This is a genomic window from Exiguobacterium sp. A1_3_1 (genome assembly GCF_048985645.1).
Classification (GTDB): domain Bacteria; phylum Bacillota; class Bacilli; order Exiguobacteriales; family Exiguobacteriaceae; genus Exiguobacterium_A; species Exiguobacterium_A indicum.
In genome coordinates this window covers 1-16,313 of the sequence record NZ_WBYY01000012.1, presented here as the reverse complement: position 1 = coordinate 16,313, position 16,313 = coordinate 1, and the positions used below count along the sequence as shown (strand labels likewise).

General features: G+C 48.2%; 17 protein-coding genes. 15 read left to right on the top strand and 2 right to left on the bottom strand.

Annotated elements, in window-relative coordinates:
* Positions 1-186 precede the first annotated feature (186 nt).
* From F8N00_RS02585 to F8N00_RS02540, 10 genes are all read left to right on the top strand, one after another.
* Positions 187-1,494: an ABC transporter substrate-binding protein gene (locus tag F8N00_RS02585; RefSeq protein ID WP_023466910.1), complete on the top strand. Its 1,308-nt coding sequence runs from the start codon at positions 187-189 to the stop codon at positions 1,492-1,494.
* Between the two features lie 60 nt (positions 1,495-1,554).
* Positions 1,555-2,451, top strand: coding sequence for a carbohydrate ABC transporter permease (locus tag F8N00_RS02580; RefSeq protein ID WP_023466912.1), 897 nt, complete (start codon positions 1,555-1,557; stop codon positions 2,449-2,451).
* 3 nt (positions 2,452-2,454) lie between these two features.
* Positions 2,455-3,378: a carbohydrate ABC transporter permease gene (locus F8N00_RS02575; protein ID WP_023466914.1), complete on the top strand. Its 924-nt coding sequence runs from the start codon at positions 2,455-2,457 to the stop codon at positions 3,376-3,378.
* Between the two features lie 23 nt (positions 3,379-3,401).
* The gene (locus F8N00_RS02570) at positions 3,402-4,748 is read left to right on the top strand and encodes a GH1 family beta-glucosidase (protein WP_421017739.1); all 1,347 of its coding nucleotides are present in this window, start codon (positions 3,402-3,404) and stop codon (positions 4,746-4,748) included.
* A 61-nt stretch (positions 4,749-4,809) separates the two neighbouring features.
* The gene (locus tag F8N00_RS02565; RefSeq protein ID WP_421017738.1) at positions 4,810-7,167 is read left to right on the top strand and encodes a carbohydrate binding domain-containing protein; all 2,358 of its coding nucleotides are present in this window, start codon (positions 4,810-4,812) and stop codon (positions 7,165-7,167) included.
* Between the two features lie 153 nt (positions 7,168-7,320).
* Complete coding sequence (locus tag F8N00_RS02560) at positions 7,321-7,794, top strand: hypothetical protein (RefSeq protein ID WP_143404466.1); 474 nt, start codon at positions 7,321-7,323, stop codon at positions 7,792-7,794.
* A gap of 18 nt (positions 7,795-7,812) precedes the next feature.
* Positions 7,813-7,974, top strand: coding sequence for a hypothetical protein (locus tag F8N00_RS02555; RefSeq protein ID WP_156357227.1), 162 nt, complete (start codon positions 7,813-7,815; stop codon positions 7,972-7,974).
* Positions 7,975-8,083: 109 nt separating this feature from the next.
* Positions 8,084-8,602, top strand: coding sequence for an RNA polymerase sigma factor (locus F8N00_RS02550; protein ID WP_052017215.1), 519 nt, complete (start codon positions 8,084-8,086; stop codon positions 8,600-8,602).
* Entirely contained in the window at positions 8,586-9,440 is an 855-nt protein-coding gene (locus F8N00_RS02545) for an RsiV family protein (protein WP_421017737.1), read from the top strand. The genes F8N00_RS02550 and F8N00_RS02545 overlap by 17 nt, the downstream gene beginning before the upstream one ends.
* Before the next feature lie 113 nt (positions 9,441-9,553).
* The gene (locus F8N00_RS02540) at positions 9,554-9,850 is read left to right on the top strand and encodes an excalibur calcium-binding domain-containing protein (RefSeq protein WP_035399100.1); all 297 of its coding nucleotides are present in this window, start codon (positions 9,554-9,556) and stop codon (positions 9,848-9,850) included.
* A 38-nt stretch (positions 9,851-9,888) separates the two neighbouring features.
* Here F8N00_RS02540 and F8N00_RS02535 read toward each other — a convergent pair whose 3' ends face one another.
* A complete protein-coding gene (locus tag F8N00_RS02535; protein ID WP_023466923.1) occupies positions 9,889-10,212 on the bottom strand; it encodes a thioredoxin family protein in 324 nt (107 codons plus the stop codon).
* Between the two features lie 299 nt (positions 10,213-10,511).
* Between F8N00_RS02535 and F8N00_RS02530 the strand changes: the two genes are divergently transcribed.
* Positions 10,512-11,381 carry a cation diffusion facilitator family transporter gene (locus tag F8N00_RS02530; RefSeq protein ID WP_023466924.1) on the top strand — a complete coding sequence of 290 codons (870 nt, stop codon included), beginning with the start codon at positions 10,512-10,514 and terminating at the stop codon, positions 11,379-11,381.
* Positions 11,382-11,427: 46 nt separating this feature from the next.
* On the opposite strand, the gene F8N00_RS02525 is transcribed toward F8N00_RS02530, so the two are convergent.
* On the bottom strand, positions 11,428-11,769 hold the full coding sequence (locus F8N00_RS02525; RefSeq protein ID WP_055970007.1) for an ASCH domain-containing protein: 342 nt from the start codon (positions 11,767-11,769) through the stop codon (positions 11,428-11,430).
* Positions 11,770-11,925: 156 nt separating this feature from the next.
* Between F8N00_RS02525 and F8N00_RS02520 the strand changes: the two genes are divergently transcribed.
* The 4 genes from F8N00_RS02520 to F8N00_RS02505 all read left to right on the top strand — a co-directional run.
* Positions 11,926-12,411 (top strand): MarR family winged helix-turn-helix transcriptional regulator, encoded by a 486-nt coding sequence (locus tag F8N00_RS02520; RefSeq protein ID WP_023466926.1) that lies wholly within the window; start codon positions 11,926-11,928, stop codon positions 12,409-12,411.
* Entirely contained in the window at positions 12,404-14,128 is a 1,725-nt protein-coding gene (locus tag F8N00_RS02515) for an ABC transporter ATP-binding protein (protein ID WP_035399082.1), read from the top strand. The genes F8N00_RS02520 and F8N00_RS02515 overlap by 8 nt, the downstream gene beginning before the upstream one ends.
* Entirely contained in the window at positions 14,125-15,981 is a 1,857-nt protein-coding gene (locus tag F8N00_RS02510; RefSeq protein WP_023466928.1) for an ABC transporter ATP-binding protein, read from the top strand. Before F8N00_RS02515 ends, F8N00_RS02510 begins: the two co-directional genes overlap by 4 nt.
* Positions 15,982-16,196: 215 nt before the next feature.
* Positions 16,197-16,313, top strand: a 117-nt coding sequence (locus tag F8N00_RS02505; RefSeq protein WP_421017748.1) for a mechanosensitive ion channel family protein, incomplete at its 3' end; no start/stop codon positions are given.

Sequence of the window (16,313 nt, the reverse complement as noted above, 5' to 3'; positions counted from 1 at the left end):
ATCGCTCTCGCTCGTTGTCAGTGAGGAAAAGCGAGAGCGATTTCGAAATCATTTTTTATCACTTTTTCCGAAAGGGCTTTCGGGAATTTTCTTTAAAGCCTTTCCGAAAGCGCTTTCGGTATTTTTGAATAATTAATTGAAACCGCTTACTTACAAGCGGAATACTTAACAAAAGGATGAGATGAGATGAAGAAACAATTAGTTAGCGTGTTAACAGTCGGTGCGTTAACAGCAAGCGTCCTTGCTGGATGTTCAGGTAGCAGCGAAGAAAAGACGAGCGGCGGGAAAGAAGTCTTGAAAATCTGGTCGTTCACGGATGAGTTAAAAGAGCCCATCAAAAAGTTCGAAGAGAAAAACGGTGTCAAAGTCGAATTGACGATCGTACCGATCGCTGACTACCCGACGAAATTGAAACCAGCCCTTGAAAGTGGCGTCGGAGCACCGGATATCTTCACAGGCGAGATCGCGTTCCTCAAGCAATGGGTTGATGCCGGCTACTGGGCGAACCTCTCTGAAAAACCGTTTAACGCAGGCGAAGTAAAAGACGACTACATCCCGTACGTCTATGACATGGGAAAAGATAAAGACGGCAACGTGCGTGCGCTGTCATGGCAAACGACACCAGGTGGCGTCTACTACAAACGCAGCATCGCGAAAAAAGTCCTCGGCACAGATGATCCAAAAGAAATCGGCGGCATGATGGACTCGATGGACGGCGTCTTCGAAGTCGCTGAAAAAATGAAGAGTAAAGGCTACAAGATGTTCCCGGATGAAGGATCAATCCGTTGGTTCGCACAAGGGAACGACCCACAACCTTGGGTCAACGATAAGCAAGAGCTCGTCTTGACACAAGACAAGAAAGATTACATGGATTACGCAAAAGAACTTCGGACAAAACAATATACAGCACTTGCACCGGAATGGTCACCATCATGGTTCGCAGGCATGGATAAACCGGTCAAAGTCAAAGAAAACGGTAAAGAGACTGAAACAGAAGTCTTCTCTTACGTTCTCCCGACATGGGGTCTTCACAGTGTCCTCAAAGAAAACGCGAAAAAATCAGCGGGTGACTGGGCGGTCACAAGCGGACCGAGCCCATACTTCTGGGGTGGTACGTGGTTAGGTGTCTACAAAGATTCGAAGAAACAAAAGCTTGCGTATGATTTCGTCAAGATGATGACGCAGGACGAAGCGTTCTTAACGGACTGGGCAAAAGAAACAGGTGACGTGTTAGCGTACAAACCCGTCACAGAGAAAATCAAAACCGACTTCAAAGATGAGTTCCTCGGCGGACAGAACAACTACGAGTTCTTCCTTGATCAAGCAGACAAGATCACACCAGGGATCGTTACGAAGTATGACCAACAGCTCGATACATTGTACGGTGCATCGGTCATGGAATACGTTCAAGGTAAAAAATCAAAAGACGAAGCACTTGCTGAATTCTACAAAAAAGTCAAAAACGCGTACCCGGACGTAAAAGTACCGGAATAAGGAGAGTAGGTGGGGCGATCCTCGCCTCACCTCTTCTTGTTTAAGAAAGGGGTTTGACCTGTGAAAAAACTCGATCGCCATGGGTATCTGTTCATCGCACCGTTTTGGATCGTCTTCTTGATCTTCAGCATCTATCCGGTTGCCTTGACTTTCTATTACAGCTTCACGAATTACACGGGCGCTGAAGGCGAACAACTCGTCGGACTCGCGAACTATACGCGGTTACTCGGGGATACGTACTTCATCGAAGCGTTCTTTAACACTCTGAAGATTTGGGGTCTGAACTTCATCCTTCAGATCGGTGGCGCTTTATTGCTCGCTTTGTTGTTCTCGGATCTCCAGTTGAAATTAAAAGGGCTTGCCTTCTTCCGGGCGACGTTCTACTTACCGAACTTGATCACGATCAGCTCGGTCGCCTTATTGTTCGGCATCTTGCTCGACTGGCAGCATGGTTCACTGAACATGATGTTGATGAAAATCGGAATCATCTCGGAGCCGATCAACTGGTTGACGCAACCGGTGACCGCACAAATTTCCGTCTCGCTTATCCTGACATGGATGTGGCTCGGTCACTCGTTCATCGTCGTCATGGCGGGCGTATCCGGGATCTCGAAGGACTACTTCGAAGCAGCCTTGATTGACGGGGCAACACGTTGGCAGATTTTCTCACGCATCACGTTGCCACTCTTAAAACCGATTTTGCTCTACATCATGATCACGTCGTTGATCGGTGGTCTGCAATTGTTCGACCTCCCGATGTTGATTACGGATGGTGTCGGTGCGCCAGATGGTGCCTTGAACACGATGGTGCTCTATCTCTATAACCAAGCTTTCAAATACAACAACTATGGCTACGCCGCTGCTGTCGCATACGGACTGTTTGCCATCACGCTCGTCTTTTCAATCATCGTCTTCAAAGGGATGTTCCGAAAAGAACGTTCACCGAAAGGAGCCTGACCGATGGAACGAAATGCAGAAGCACGTCGGATCGTGCCACAAACGGAGGAACAACCGGAGCGTGTCGAACGCCCGCTCAAGTTGACGCCACCACCGAAACAAAAGAAAGCCTGGTTCGGCAAAAGTGTCATCTATATTGGTCTCGTCGTCTTGACGATCGCCTGTATCATCCCGTTTTTGATGATGATCATCAACGCGACGCGCTCGAACGAAGAAGTCTTGTCCGGATTCTCGTTGATTCCGGGGAACTCGCTCGCTGAGAACTACGCGGCACTCAGCGCTTACGTCAACATCTGGTCCGGTTTCAAGAACAGTTTGATCATCGCTGTTCTTGTCACTGTCTTATCGGGGTATTTCTCGGCGTTGACAGCGTTCGGATTCGCTTTTTATCAGTTCAAAGGGAAGAATGCGATGTTCGTCTTCATGCTCGTCATGATGATGGTTCCGGGTCAGCTCGGATTGATCGGTTTCTACGAATTAAGTAAAAATCTCGGATTGCTCGATAGTTATATCCCCTTGATCGTTCCGGCGATTGCAAGTCCGTTCACGGTCTTCTTCGTCCGACAGTATGTCCAGACGGTCTTGCATCCGAGTCTGATCGAGGCAGCACGGATGGACGGAGCGAGTGAGTTCCGGATCTTCCATACGATCGCTTTGCCGATGATGATGCCGGCGATCGCGACGATGTCGATCTTTACATTCATTGGTTCATGGAACAACTACATCATGCCGCTCGTCTTACTCTTCTCTCCAGAGAAGTATACGTTACCGGTCTTGATGGGCTTCTTGAAAGGGTCACAAGTCGCAGAGAACTTAGGCTCGCTCTATCTCGGGATCGCGATTTCTGTCGTACCGATCATGATCGCCTTCTTGTTCCTCTCGAAATATATCGTCAGCAGTATCTCGGCAGGTGCCGTTAAAGAATAAGTAGCTTAAAGGAGATTACACATATGAAATTTGCACCGAACTTCGTATTCGGAACGGCGACGTCGTCGTATCAGATCGAAGGCGCCCACAACGAAGGCGGACGTACGCCTTCGATCTGGGATGCCTTCTGTGATGAGGATGGAAAAGTCTTCGAACAACATAACGGTGATATCGCTTGTGACCATTACCACCGTTATGAAGAGGATATCCAGCACATCAAACGTCTCGGCGTCGACACGTACCGCTTCTCGATTGCCTGGCCACGGATCTTCCCACAAAAAGGGGTCTACAATCCGGAAGGCATGGCGTTCTATAAGAAACTCGCGACACGTCTGCGGGCAGAAGGCATCAAGCCAGCCGTGACGCTGTACCACTGGGACTTACCACTTTGGGCACATGAAGAAGGCGGCTGGGTCAACCGAGCATCGGTCGACTGGTTCCTCGACTTCGCCCGTGCTTGTTTCACGGAACTCGACGGGATCGTCGACTCGTGGATCACACACAATGAACCATGGTGTGCCGGGTTCCTCAGCTACCATCTCGGACAACATGCACCAGGTCATACGGACATGAACGAAGCCGTTCGTGCCGTGCACCACTTGTTGTTATCGCACGGAAAAGCAGTCGAACTGTTGAAGGGTGAATTCAAATCGGTCACACCGATTGGTATCACGTTGAACTTGGCACCGAAGTATGCGAAGACGGATTCCGTCAACGATCAGCTGGCCATGAACAATGCAGACGGATATGCGAATCGATGGTTCCTCGACCCAGTCTTCAAAGGTCAGTATCCGGTCGATATGATGAACTTGTTCTCAAAATACGTCCATTCCTACGCGTTCATCGAAGAAGGCGACATGGAGACGATCTCCGTCCCATGTGACTTCTTCGGGATCAACTTCTACAGCCGTAACCTCGTCGAGTTCAGTGCTGCGAACGATTTCCTGCAGAAGGATGCGTACTCGGATTACGACAAGACAGGTATGGGATGGGATATCGCCCCGAGCGAATTCAAGGACTTGATTCGTCGTTTGCGTGCCGAGTATACGGATTTACCAATCTACATCACGGAAAACGGTGCGGCATTCGACGATGAATTGGTCGATGGTCGCGTCGCTGACCAGAACCGGATTGATTACGTCGCACAACACCTCCAAGCGGTGTCTGATTTAAACGAAGAAGGGATGAACATCCAAGGCTATTATCTTTGGTCACTGCTCGACAACTTCGAGTGGAGCTTCGGCTATGATAAGCGTTTCGGAATTCTCTACGTCGATTTCGAGACACAGGAACGGATTTGGAAAGACAGCGCCCACTGGTATGCGGGCGTCATCGAGCAACATAAGGCAACGATTCCGCAAGAAGCGTGACAAAGGAGGCAAGGTCGAGCATTCGTCCTTGCCTCTTTTTGACTAAGAGGAGGAAACAGACATGAAGACATGGGTAGCACTGGCGGTCGGGACCGGTTTATTGCTGAGCGGTCAAGCGGTCGACGCGAAGGCAGACAAAAAAGAGACGAAGTGGAAGCTCGTCTGGTCGGATGAGTTTCAGGCAAAACAACTCGACCGGACGAAATGGACGTATGATACGGGGAATTGGATCAAGGATGCGAACGGACAACCGGTCTCACCGGGTTGGGGCAACAATGAAAAACAATACTACACGACGAAGCAAGATAACTCGTTTATTCGCAACGGGAAACTCGTCATCAAGGCGAAGCAGGAAAAGACGACGGATGATCTCGGTACATACGATTACACGTCGGCGAAGCTGAAGACGAAAGGGTTGTTCAGTAAGACGTACGGTCGTTATGAGATCAAAGCGAAGCTGCCGACCGGAAAAGGGCTTTGGCCTGCGTTCTGGATGTTACCGGAGCAAGATAAATACGGGGCCTGGGCAGCGTCCGGTGAGATTGACGTCATGGAAGCTTGGGGCAGTCAGCCGGACAAGGTCGCCGGAACGATTCACTACGGAGAAAACTGGCCGAACAATAAATACACGGGGAAAGACTATCACTTCCCAGACGGACAGCGGATCGACCAATGGCATACGTACGCGGTCGAGTGGGAGCCGGGTGAGCTCCGTTGGTACGTTGACGGCAACCTCTATCAAACACAAAACGATTGGTACAGTAAAGGCTTGAACTCAGCGACGAATTATAGTTATCCGGCACCGTTCGACCAAAACTTCTATCTCGTCATGAATCTCGCGGTCGGTGGTTGGTTCGATGGAGAAGTCGATGCGACGACGAAGTTCCCAGCCGAGATGGAAGTCGACTACGTCCGGGTCTATGATTTGAAAAATCGAGCGTACCGTGAACCGGTCGAACCGAGCTACGAAAACGTGACGTTACCGGACGGAGCCAAGCAACCGATCGATGGTAACCTCGTCTACGACACAGCATTTGAACAACCGGTCACGATGATCACCGGGAATCAGTCGTTTAATCCGCTGTACTGGAACTACGTCACGCTCCCGGACTTCGGTGGCAAAGGAAGTCTTGCGATCATTGAAAAAGAGGGGCAACGGATGGCGGACGTCACGATTGATCAGCCTGGTTCACAGACGTACTCCCATCAGTTGATTCAAAACGTATCCCTCGCGCAAGGTGGACGTTACCAAGTCAGCTTTGACGCGAGCAGCACAGCAGACCGGAAGATGATGGTCAAAGTCGGCGGTGGAGCAGAGCGTGGGTACACGAAATATTCGAATGAACAGTCGATCGCTCTGACACCGAGCGTCAAACGGCATACGTTCACATTCGATATGGCGGCAGAGACGGATCTCGCAGCACGTCTTGAGTTCAACCTCGGACTTGAAAAAGCGGGTGTTCAGATCGGGAACGTCCGTGTTGAACAGATTCCGCGCGGCGTCATCGATGAAGATGCAACAAAACCGGCACTACCGGACGGGAATCTCGTCTACAACGGGACGTTCGATCAAGGGGCGATGGACCGTTTGACGTACTGGCATTTCAACGGTAACAAGCGGACGACAGGGGCTGTTAATCCTGAGTCACGTGATTTCCGTTATGAAGGACATGGACAAAAAACGACGGCACGTTTAACGCAGAAGGGACTTCAACTAGAAGCTGGGCATGTGTATCAGCTTCGATTCACAGCAGGTGCGAAAAAAGCGAAATCACTTCAGGTGAAAATCACTGGGGCACAAGAGCAATTGAAGCAGACGACTGTACCGTTGACGAAACAAGCAACGACTGTCGACATTCCGTTCACGGCTACACAAACGGCAGACGACAATCAGCTTGTGTTTGACTTCAGTGGACAAGCCGGGAAAATCTCACTCGATGATGTGGAGTTGATTGATGTGACACCGGTGCCGGTTGATCCGTCACCACTGAAAAACGGTTCGTTTGCAAACGGATTGACGTCATGGTCGTCATACGTCCACTATGATGCGCAAGCCGCTATCGAAGCTTTCAATGAAGCAGCACGCATAAAGATTGGAGCGGAAGGACAAGAACCATGGAGTGTCTTGCTCGAGCAAGGAAACTTGTCACTCGCGAAAGGCAAAACATATGAATTGAGCTTCACGGCATCGTCGACTGTATCGCGTCCGATCGAAGTGACGATTGAAAATGCTTCGTACACGCGTTACTTCAGTCAAGTCGAGCCAATCACGACAACACCGAAGACGTATAGCTATACCTTTACGATGGAACAAACGGATACAGGTGCGTTGAAGTTCCTGATGGGACGCGCAGAAGGTTCGCCGTTCGCTGTCCATGACGTAACGATTGATGATGTGAATCTCAAAGTGAAGGAATGACTAAGGCAAGGCAATGGACACGTCCATTGCCTTGTTGTGGTTTAAACGACAGAGACGAATAATTTATTGAAATGGAAGAGGAACAAAACCTATCATATGGAATATTAAGTAAAAGAAAAGATAGGTACTTATGCTTTGGGGAGGAAACATATCATGCGTCAAAGGAACATACCATATCGACTGCTCTTTCTGTTAATTTTAATGAGTATGATTGGCATCAATGGTTGGTCCGCTATACTTCATCCCGACGGAACGATAAATGGATGGCAAAGCATTGCTTCAGTCATCTGGTTCGGCTATTTAGTCGGCTCGCTGTTTTACATAAAGGAAGAGAAGATGTATCGATTAATCGCGAGGTATCTTTGGTTCGGTCTGATTTCGACACTGTATATTTATAGTGTCTGGTTGCTCGAAGGAATGTTTTCAGAGACACTTTGGTTTGATCTATTAGCGAGTCTTGAGTTTTTACTGTATTTTATTTTTGTCATTCCATTGTTTGGATTAAATGCTTGGACGAATGTCCTGTTTGGTGAATTTTCGTTATACATGAGTGTCTTATACGGTATCGCGCTCATTTTACTTCAGGTGAAAATGTGGAGTGATACATCACGACATTTGCATTATTAAGTAGAAAAGGTGAGTTGTATGTTGAGTCCCGTAAATGAACGTGAAGAACGGACGGGGAAACGTGAACGCCGAAAACAGCGAAAGGTTGATATTGGATGTATCACGATTGTCGGCATTCCATTACTTTTCATCGTTCCGTTTCTGTTGATTATCCTTATCTTAATGAAGTCTGCTCCATGAAAAGGTGACCTTGTGTCACCTTTTTTTGTTGTGTCGTCAACTTTTTTCTCGACTCGCCCGTCTTAATGATGTATACACAGAACGATATCGAAAAAAGGAGCCGCGGCCTATGACCTCTCGTCAAATGAGAAAACGGGAAAAAGCATTCGTCCGTTTTTTAAAGCAATACAAACCGAATCTCTACTGGTTGACCTACAGTTATATGAAAAATGAACAGGATAGTCTGGATGTGATTCAGGACAGCATCCAAAAAGCGTTGCAATCGCTCGATCGACTCGAAGATGAGGAACGGATGAAAGCCTGGTTCTATCAGATTTTGACACGAACAGCGATTGATGCGATCCGGAAGCGTCAGCATAGTATCAGTTACGATACGGATCGACTGATCGAACTCGTCGCGACAAAAGAAGATACATACCCGGATTCCGATTTGCGACAGGCGCTTGAGGAGCTCCCAGTTATGTACCGGGAAGTCGTCATCTTACACTATTTCGAGGACTTGATCTTAAAAGACGTCGCAACGATTTTGGAGCTGAATTTAAGCACGACCAAGTCCCGGCTGTATAAAGGATTGACCTTATTAAAAATGAAATTGAATGGAGATGAGTTAGATGTCGAACAAACTTGACGATCTGAAACAAGCTTACCAACAACCACCGGTTCCAAAAGAACTCGATGAGATGATTGCACAAGTCGAGCGCCGGATGCGTCCCTCGCGAACAAAACGCTCCGTGTGGATCACAGCCGCCGCGATCACGTTATTCGTTGGTGGATTAAATAGTAATGCGTCGTTTGCGGACGCGATGGCGAAGGTGCCAGTTTTTGGTCAACTGACTGAGATCGTGACGATTGACTGGAAAGAGACGAAAACACAGCAGTCGGCTGATATTAAAGCTCCTCAAGTGACGTTACCGGACAAGGCACTCGAGCAACAATTGAACGAAAAGTATATTGCGGAAGGACAAGCGCTCTACGAAAAGTTTGAGCAGGAGACGCACGGACAGGAAGGGGCATTTGCCGTCGATAGCCGCTATGACGTCAAGACGGATACGGAAGACTTGTTGTCGATTGGTCGAACCGTCACTGAAACAAGGGCGAGTGCATCAGAAAGCGTCCAGTACGATACGATCGATAAGAAACAACAGATCATCCTGACATTACCATCTTTGTTCAAGGATGACGGATATATCACGACGATCAGTGATTACCTAAAAGAAGAGATGCGTCGGCAAATGAAGACGGATGAAGGGAAAGTCTACTTCGTCGAAGGAACACCGGATGTACCGGAGGACGAGCAGTTCAAGCAGATTTCCGCAAAACAAAACTTTTATATTACGGCAGATCACAAATTAGTCCTGTCGTTTGACGAGTACAGTATCGCTCCAGGATATATGGGCATCGTCGAATTTAAGATTCCGACGTCAATTTTAAAAGGTGAACTCGTTAGTCCGCATTATATTCGCTGAATTTCAAAAAATGTAACCATTGATATAAAATCTAAAAAAATAGCCATTTTTTAAAAATAACCTCTTATAATCAAAAGACGAATCGTTGTTTTTTGAAAAAAGGAGGAATCCCTATGAAAAAATGGAGTCGGCTTGTACTCGCGGGTGTCGTCAGTCTCGCCTTGATCCATGTTCCAGCAGCTAGTGAAGCGGCAACGAAAGCAAAAGCCTTTAAAAACTGTACGGAAATGCAGAAGACGTACAAAGGCGGCGTTGCGAAAAAAGCGGGGCTAAAAAATCGGACAGGGTATGACAAGAATGGAAAACCGATCTACAAAGCAACAAAGTACAAGGCGTACGTGAGCCTTGCGACGTATAACGTAAACACGAAGAGCGACCGGGATAAAGACGGTATCGCGTGTGAACGTTAAAAAAATAACCTGACGCTGCGGCGTCAGGTTATTTTTGCTTAGTTGAAGTTTTGCTTTAAGAAGGCTGTCACTTCTTCTGGTGTTTTAGCATTTGCACTGTGCAAGTGCGCCAGTTTTTCATTGTTTTTGAAGACGAGCAAGCTTGGGATTCCCATGACATCGTGGTTCGATGCGATTTCAGGGAACTCATCCTTGTCGATCGTGTGGATCGGTAAGTGGTCGAATTGTGACTCGACGTCCGGCATGAAGTAATCCATCCGTTTGCAGTCCGGGCACCAGTCTGCTTCGAACTTGATGATGACCGGTGCGTCACTTGAAATCAATTCCTTGAATGTTTCTTCACTCTTAATGAATTCTGCCATTGTGAGAACTCCTCCTCTTGGTGTTGTACCTTTAGTCTACCGATTCCCTTCAGAACTTGCACGAATTATGTTCGTCAAAGAGTCTGACAAGTCAAAAAAGTTGGTTGCTCTTTAAGATAATGCTACTGATTTTCTTGAAAAGAGCCACATAACTCAATTGAATTTGGTTTGGTATAGGGAAACATTGTTGTATATTTGTTAATTACCTAGTTCGAAACAAAATGATTTCTCTAGACCCACTCGATTTCCGACTGGTACGATGAGGTTTGCTAATCGCAGAGAAAGTGGGGGCGACGAGAATGGAACAACAAAAATACGATAATCTAAAACGCGGCGAACGCGGTGCGATGATCAGTATCGCAGCCTATATCTTGTTATCATCTTTAAAATTAATCATTGGGTATACAGCAGATTCTGCCGCACTCCGGGCGGATGGTTTGAACAACGCGACCGATATCATCGCGTCGATCGCTGTCTTGATCGGCTTACGGATTTCACAACGTCCGGCAGATGACGATCACAAATACGGACACTGGAAAAGTGAAACGATTGCCTCGCTCGTAGCTTCCTTCATCATGATGGCAGTCGGTCTTCAAGTCTTGATCGATACGATCTCGACGTTGTTTGAAGGCAAACAGGAGTCACCGGATATTCTCGCAGCATACGTCGGAATCGGTTCAGCTCTCGTGATGTACTTCGTCTACCGCTACAATAAGAAGTTATCCGAGGAGATTGAAAGCAAAGCCGTCATGGCAGCAGCGAAAGATAATCTATCCGATGCGTGGGTCAGTGTCGGAACGACGATCGGAATCGTCGGATCACAGTTCGGCATGCCATGGCTTGATGTCGTGACCGCGATCATCGTCGGCTTCTTGATCTGTAAGACAGCGTGGGACATCTTTACGGAAGCGTCACACGAACTGACGGATGGCTTCGATGAGAAGAAGCTGAAGATGTATGAAGATGTCATCTTCGATCTCGAAGGTGTCAAAGGGATCAAGTCAATCAAAGGACGTAACTACGGCAACAATGAAGTCGTCGATGTCGTCATCCTTGTCAACTCCACCTTGAATATCCATCAGGCGCACGATATTGCGACACGTGTCGAGGATACGCTGACGGAAGAATATGGTGTCTACGATATCCATGTTCACGTCGAACCTGAATGAATCGAAAAAACGTCTTTTCTACTGTAAGCGTAGAAAAGACGTTTTTTTATGGTTCTAATGCGATCGTCAGAGCCAGTGCCCCGTACTGTTGCTCGGCTTCCGGTGAATAGATCGAGTAAGTCGACGTCACGAGTTCGTCGAGCGACCAACCGACACAGTCGATAGCTTCGTTTGCGATCTGTTCATAAAGCGCTCGGAAATCAGGAAAGACTTGTCGTTTTGTTACACGGACAAGTAATTTCTCGTTCGTTTCCGTATGGGTGAACCGAATCTGATCACCGACGTGTACCTGTTGTCGTTTTGGATCATTTAGTCGGATTTCGACGGTCTTTCGTCCTTGTTCGATTGAACGAAACGGTTCTTCGAATAAGCCCATTTCATGTCTCATCTATGCTCACTCCTTGTCTTCCTTGAGCATAGCAAAACTATGTGATTTTTCACATTGCCTTTTCGTTGACAATCGAAAATAATCAGAGTAATTTAATTCATATAAGTAATTGTTCCTTTTGGAACGATTTGAAATGGAACAAGGAGGCGAAACAAGATGGATCAAACGGAAACGACCCGTTCGACTGCGATGATGCAGTCGTTTTGGAACGTCCAGCGTCATCTCGTCCGGGCAGCACACCAGACGGCACAGGAAAACGGACTCAGTTTACCGCAATTTCATAGCTTGATGACGATTGCACCGCGTGGACCGATCTCGCAAAAAGAGCTCGCTGCACATACGCACTTACCGAAAAGTACCCTCAGTCAGTCGATTGAAGGTCTCGTCCAATCGGGCTGGGTCATTCGGGAGACGAATCCCGACAATCGACGGGAAGTCGTCTTAAAGCTTAGTGATCAAGGTCAGCAATTCGTCACTGACATCAAGGAACAAGAGAAGGGGATGCAACGTCAACTGGAGCAAGTGCTTGCGACGATTGACTCGGACGTATTTGAACAAATGCTTGAAACACACGCAGTGATTGCTGAGGGAATCGGTCAGATTTTACGTCCAGATCTGAAAGGAGGATGTTCGGATGATTAAGTTACTCAAACGGTTGACGGTCTATAAATGGGCGGTCCTTGCTGTGCTCGTCTTGGTTTTTGCGCAGTCGATGTCCGATTTGTATTTACCGACACTGATGGCGGACATCATCGATAAAGGCGTCGTTACCGGCGATACCGCGTATATCTGGAAAATTGGTGCCGTCATGCTCGGGATAACCGGTGTCGGGGCGTTAGCTGCCGTTGCCGCCAGTTATTATTCATCGAAGGCGTCGATGGGACTCGGACGGGATATCCGTCGCCAAGTCTTCAACCATGTTGAACGGTTCTCCCTGCAAGAGTTCGACCAAGTCGGAACGGCGTCATTGATTACACGGACGACGAACGACATCACGCAAGTCCAACAAGTCGTCATCATGATGTTACGGATGGTCGTCAGTGCGCCGATCATGTTCATCGGTGGATTGATCATGGCTGTCTCAAAAGATGCCAAACTATCACTTGTCATCGTCGCGGCGATGCCGGTCCTTGTGATTTCAATCCTGTTGATCCTGTGGAAAGGGGTTCCGTTGTTTGGGAAAGTCCAAAAACGACTCGACCGTCTGAACCTCGTCTTGCGGGAGAACTTGACCGGGATCCGTGTCATCCGTGCTTTTAACCGGGAACGTGATGAGCAGGTTCGGTTAACGAAAGCGAACGCGGATTTAACAGAAGTCTCGATTAAGGTCAATAAAATCATGGCGTTCTTGATGCCGGTCATGATGCTCGTCATGAACTTGACGGTCGTCGGTGTCATTTGGTTCGGGGGCATCCGGATCGATAATGGCGGCATGCAAATCGGGGACTTAATGGCGTTCATCCAGTACGTCATGCAAATCATGTTCGCGCTCGTCATGGCGTCGGTCATGTTCGTCATGATTCCGCGGGCAGCCGTCTCGGCGAAACGGATCAATGAAGTCCTCGAGATGACTCCGACGATGACAGATGAAGGTACACAAACCGCTGACCGTGAAAAAGGAACGCTCGTCTTTGATCGTGTCACGTTCCGTTACCCAGGAGCTGAGACACCTGTCTTATCCGACATCAGCTTTGCGGCACGACCAGGTGAAGTGACGGCTGTGATCGGCGGAACGGGTTCCGGTAAATCAACGCTCGTCAATTTGATTCCTCGTTTTTATGACGTGACGGAAGGGAGCATCCGGGTCAACGGTGTCGATAGCCAGGATGTACCGCAAGAGGAACTGCGGTCGAAAATCGGCTTCGTTCCCCAAAAGGCGTTACTGTTCACGGGGACGATCGCGGAAAACATTCGCTTCGGGAAAGAGGACGCGACAGACGAAGAAGTCGCGCATGCAGCGCAAATCGCACAAGCGACCGATTTCATCGAACGGATGCCGGACGGTTACGAAGCACGGATCGAACAAGGTGGGTCGAACGTCTCCGGTGGGCAAAAACAACGGTTGTCGATTGCGCGAGCCCTCGTTCGTCGACCAGATTTATATGTCTTTGATGACAGTTTTTCAGCGCTCGACTTTAAAACTGATGCGGCACTTCGAAAAGCGTTACGGGAAGAAACACGCGATGCAACCGTCTTGATCGTCGCTCAACGTGTCAGCACCGTCATCGATGCCGATCAAATCATCGTCCTGGATGAAGGGAAAGTCGCTGGAATCGGAACGCACGATGAATTGTTTGCTGACAATGCCGTCTATCAAGAAATCGTTAAATCACAACTATCAGAGGAGGAAATCGCATGAGTGAGAAAAAACGACCTGCCGGCGGTCCTCCGCCTGGTGGTCCCGGTGGCGGAAATATGATGATGCTCGGAGAAAAACCAAAGGATTTCAAAGCAACGTTCCGTCGTCTGCTTCGGTATCTGCGTCCGCGTCGGACGGCACTCGTTGGTGTTTTCCTTGCAGCCATCCTCAGTACGGTCTTCATGATTGCCGGTCCGAAAATCATGGGAACGGCAATCACGGAATTGTTTGAAGGGGCATATGCGAAGTTCCAAGGTGTACCGGGAGCAGCGATCGATTTCACGAAAATCGGACAAATCCTGCTCTGGCTGGCTGGACTGTATATCATCAGTAGTCTGTTCAATTACTTGCAACAGTATTTGATGTCAGGTATCGCTCAAAAAACAGTCTACGATTTACGCGAAGACGTCAATCATAAACTCGAACGCCTGCCATTGAAATATTACGATGGTCGTCCGAACGGGGAGACACTCAGCCGCGTGACGAATGATATTGATACGATCGGGAGTACGTTACAACAAAGTGTGACATCGTTCATCACCTCAATTGTGACAATCGTCGGAATTCTGATCATGATGTTGACGATTAGTCCGATTCTGACATTGATTTCACTTGTCTCATTACCGGTCTCGATTTTTGCGATCCGTCCGATTTTGAAACGGTCCCAAAAATACTTTGCCGATCAACAACGGACGCTTGGACAATTGAACGGACACGTCGAAGAGATGTATACCGGACACTCGGTCGTCAAGGCGTTCGGACATGAACGCAAAGCGGTCGAGCAGTTTGATGCCGTCAACGAAGAGTTGTATGAAGCAGGACGTAAAGCACAGTTCATCTCCGGGATCATCATGCCAATGATGATGTTCATCGGGAATATCAGTTACGTCTTGATCAGTATCGTCGGCGGGATTCTCGTCACGCAACGGGCGATCTCGATCGGGGATATTCAAGCGTTCATCACCTATACACGCCAGTTCACGCAACCGATCACACAGACGGCGAACATCGCGAACATTGTCCAATCGACGGTCGCAGCAGCGGAACGTGTCTTCGAATTACTGGACGAAGAAGAAGAAATCAAGGAAGTGACGACACACCGTCTTACGCAGGCTGAAGGGGCGGTCGCGTTTGAACACGTTGATTTTGGTTACGGAACCGATCTCTTGATCGAGGACATGAACATCGATGTCTCACCGGGACAAACCGTCGCAATCGTTGGACCGACGGGTGCCGGTAAGACGACAATGATCAATCTATTGATGCGCTTTTATGAGTTGAACGGGGGGACGATTCGGATTGACGGCATCGATACCCGCGAGATGTCACGCGAAGACTTACGGACGACGTTCGGGATGGTCTTACAAGATACGTGGCTCTTCAACGGTACGATCCGGGATAATCTTGCTTACGGTAAGAGTGGAGCGACCGAGGAGGAAATCATCGCCGCAGCCAAAACGGCGCACGCTGATCACTTCATCCGGACGTTGCCGGACGGGTATGATACGGTCTTGAACGAGGAAGCCTCGAACATCTCGCAAGGTCAAAAACAGTTGTTGACGATTGCTCGGGCCGTTCTTGCTGATCCTCCGATCATGATTCTCGATGAAGCGACATCTAGTGTGGATACACGGACAGAGGTCTTCATCCAGCAAGCAATGCGTCGCTTGATGGAGGGACGGACAAGCTTCGTCATTGCCCATCGTCTCTCGACGATCAAGGATGCCGATTTGATTCTCGTCATGAATCAAGGAAGTGTCATCGAACAGGGCACACATGAAGAATTACTCGAGGCAGATGGTTTTTATGCGGATCTGTACAACAGTCAATTCTCTGAAAAAGAAGTCGTTTGATATAAGGCAGTGTCGTCATTTAGACGATACTGCTTTTTTACGAAATGATTGTTGTAGCAGTGTATCCTCACATATAGCAAACATCCCATTTTTTGTATTGAAAACAAAAAACGCCACATTCTGGTACGGACACGGGTTTAATAAATCCTTTAGCTGGGGAAATTAAAGAAGTGTCAGAAATATATAATTTTATTTAGGTGAAGGAGTGTGGCAGGATGAATAACATTTGGAACGGAACGTCGTTGAACTTGAACGGCATTCTCGGATCACTCGGCAACTTGCTTGGAGCGATCATCATTTTCTTGATTGGATGGCTCATTGCCAAGCTGATC

Coding starts and splice junctions, on each gene's coding strand:
- F8N00_RS02585 (WP_023466910.1), top strand. CDS start 187: ATGAAGAAACAATTAGTTAGCGTGTTAACAGTCGGTGCGTTAACAGCA.
- F8N00_RS02575 (WP_023466914.1), top strand. CDS start 2,455: ATGGAACGAAATGCAGAAGCACGTCGGATCGTGCCACAAACGGAGGAA.
- F8N00_RS02570 (WP_421017739.1), top strand. CDS start 3,402: ATGAAATTTGCACCGAACTTCGTATTCGGAACGGCGACGTCGTCGTAT.
- F8N00_RS02565 (WP_421017738.1), top strand. CDS start 4,810: ATGAAGACATGGGTAGCACTGGCGGTCGGGACCGGTTTATTGCTGAGC.
- F8N00_RS02560 (WP_143404466.1), top strand. CDS start 7,321: ATGCGTCAAAGGAACATACCATATCGACTGCTCTTTCTGTTAATTTTA.
- F8N00_RS02555 (WP_156357227.1), top strand. CDS start 7,813: ATGTTGAGTCCCGTAAATGAACGTGAAGAACGGACGGGGAAACGTGAA.
- F8N00_RS02550 (WP_052017215.1), top strand. CDS start 8,084: ATGACCTCTCGTCAAATGAGAAAACGGGAAAAAGCATTCGTCCGTTTT.
- F8N00_RS02545 (WP_421017737.1), top strand. CDS start 8,586: ATGTCGAACAAACTTGACGATCTGAAACAAGCTTACCAACAACCACCG.
- F8N00_RS02540 (WP_035399100.1), top strand. CDS start 9,554: ATGAAAAAATGGAGTCGGCTTGTACTCGCGGGTGTCGTCAGTCTCGCC.
- F8N00_RS02535 (WP_023466923.1), bottom strand. CDS start 10,212: ATGGCAGAATTCATTAAGAGTGAAGAAACATTCAAGGAATTGATTTCA.
- F8N00_RS02530 (WP_023466924.1), top strand. CDS start 10,512: ATGGAACAACAAAAATACGATAATCTAAAACGCGGCGAACGCGGTGCG.
- F8N00_RS02525 (WP_055970007.1), bottom strand. CDS start 11,769: ATGAGACATGAAATGGGCTTATTCGAAGAACCGTTTCGTTCAATCGAA.
- F8N00_RS02520 (WP_023466926.1), top strand. CDS start 11,926: ATGGATCAAACGGAAACGACCCGTTCGACTGCGATGATGCAGTCGTTT.
- F8N00_RS02515 (WP_035399082.1), top strand. CDS start 12,404: ATGATTAAGTTACTCAAACGGTTGACGGTCTATAAATGGGCGGTCCTT.
- F8N00_RS02510 (WP_023466928.1), top strand. CDS start 14,125: ATGAGTGAGAAAAAACGACCTGCCGGCGGTCCTCCGCCTGGTGGTCCC.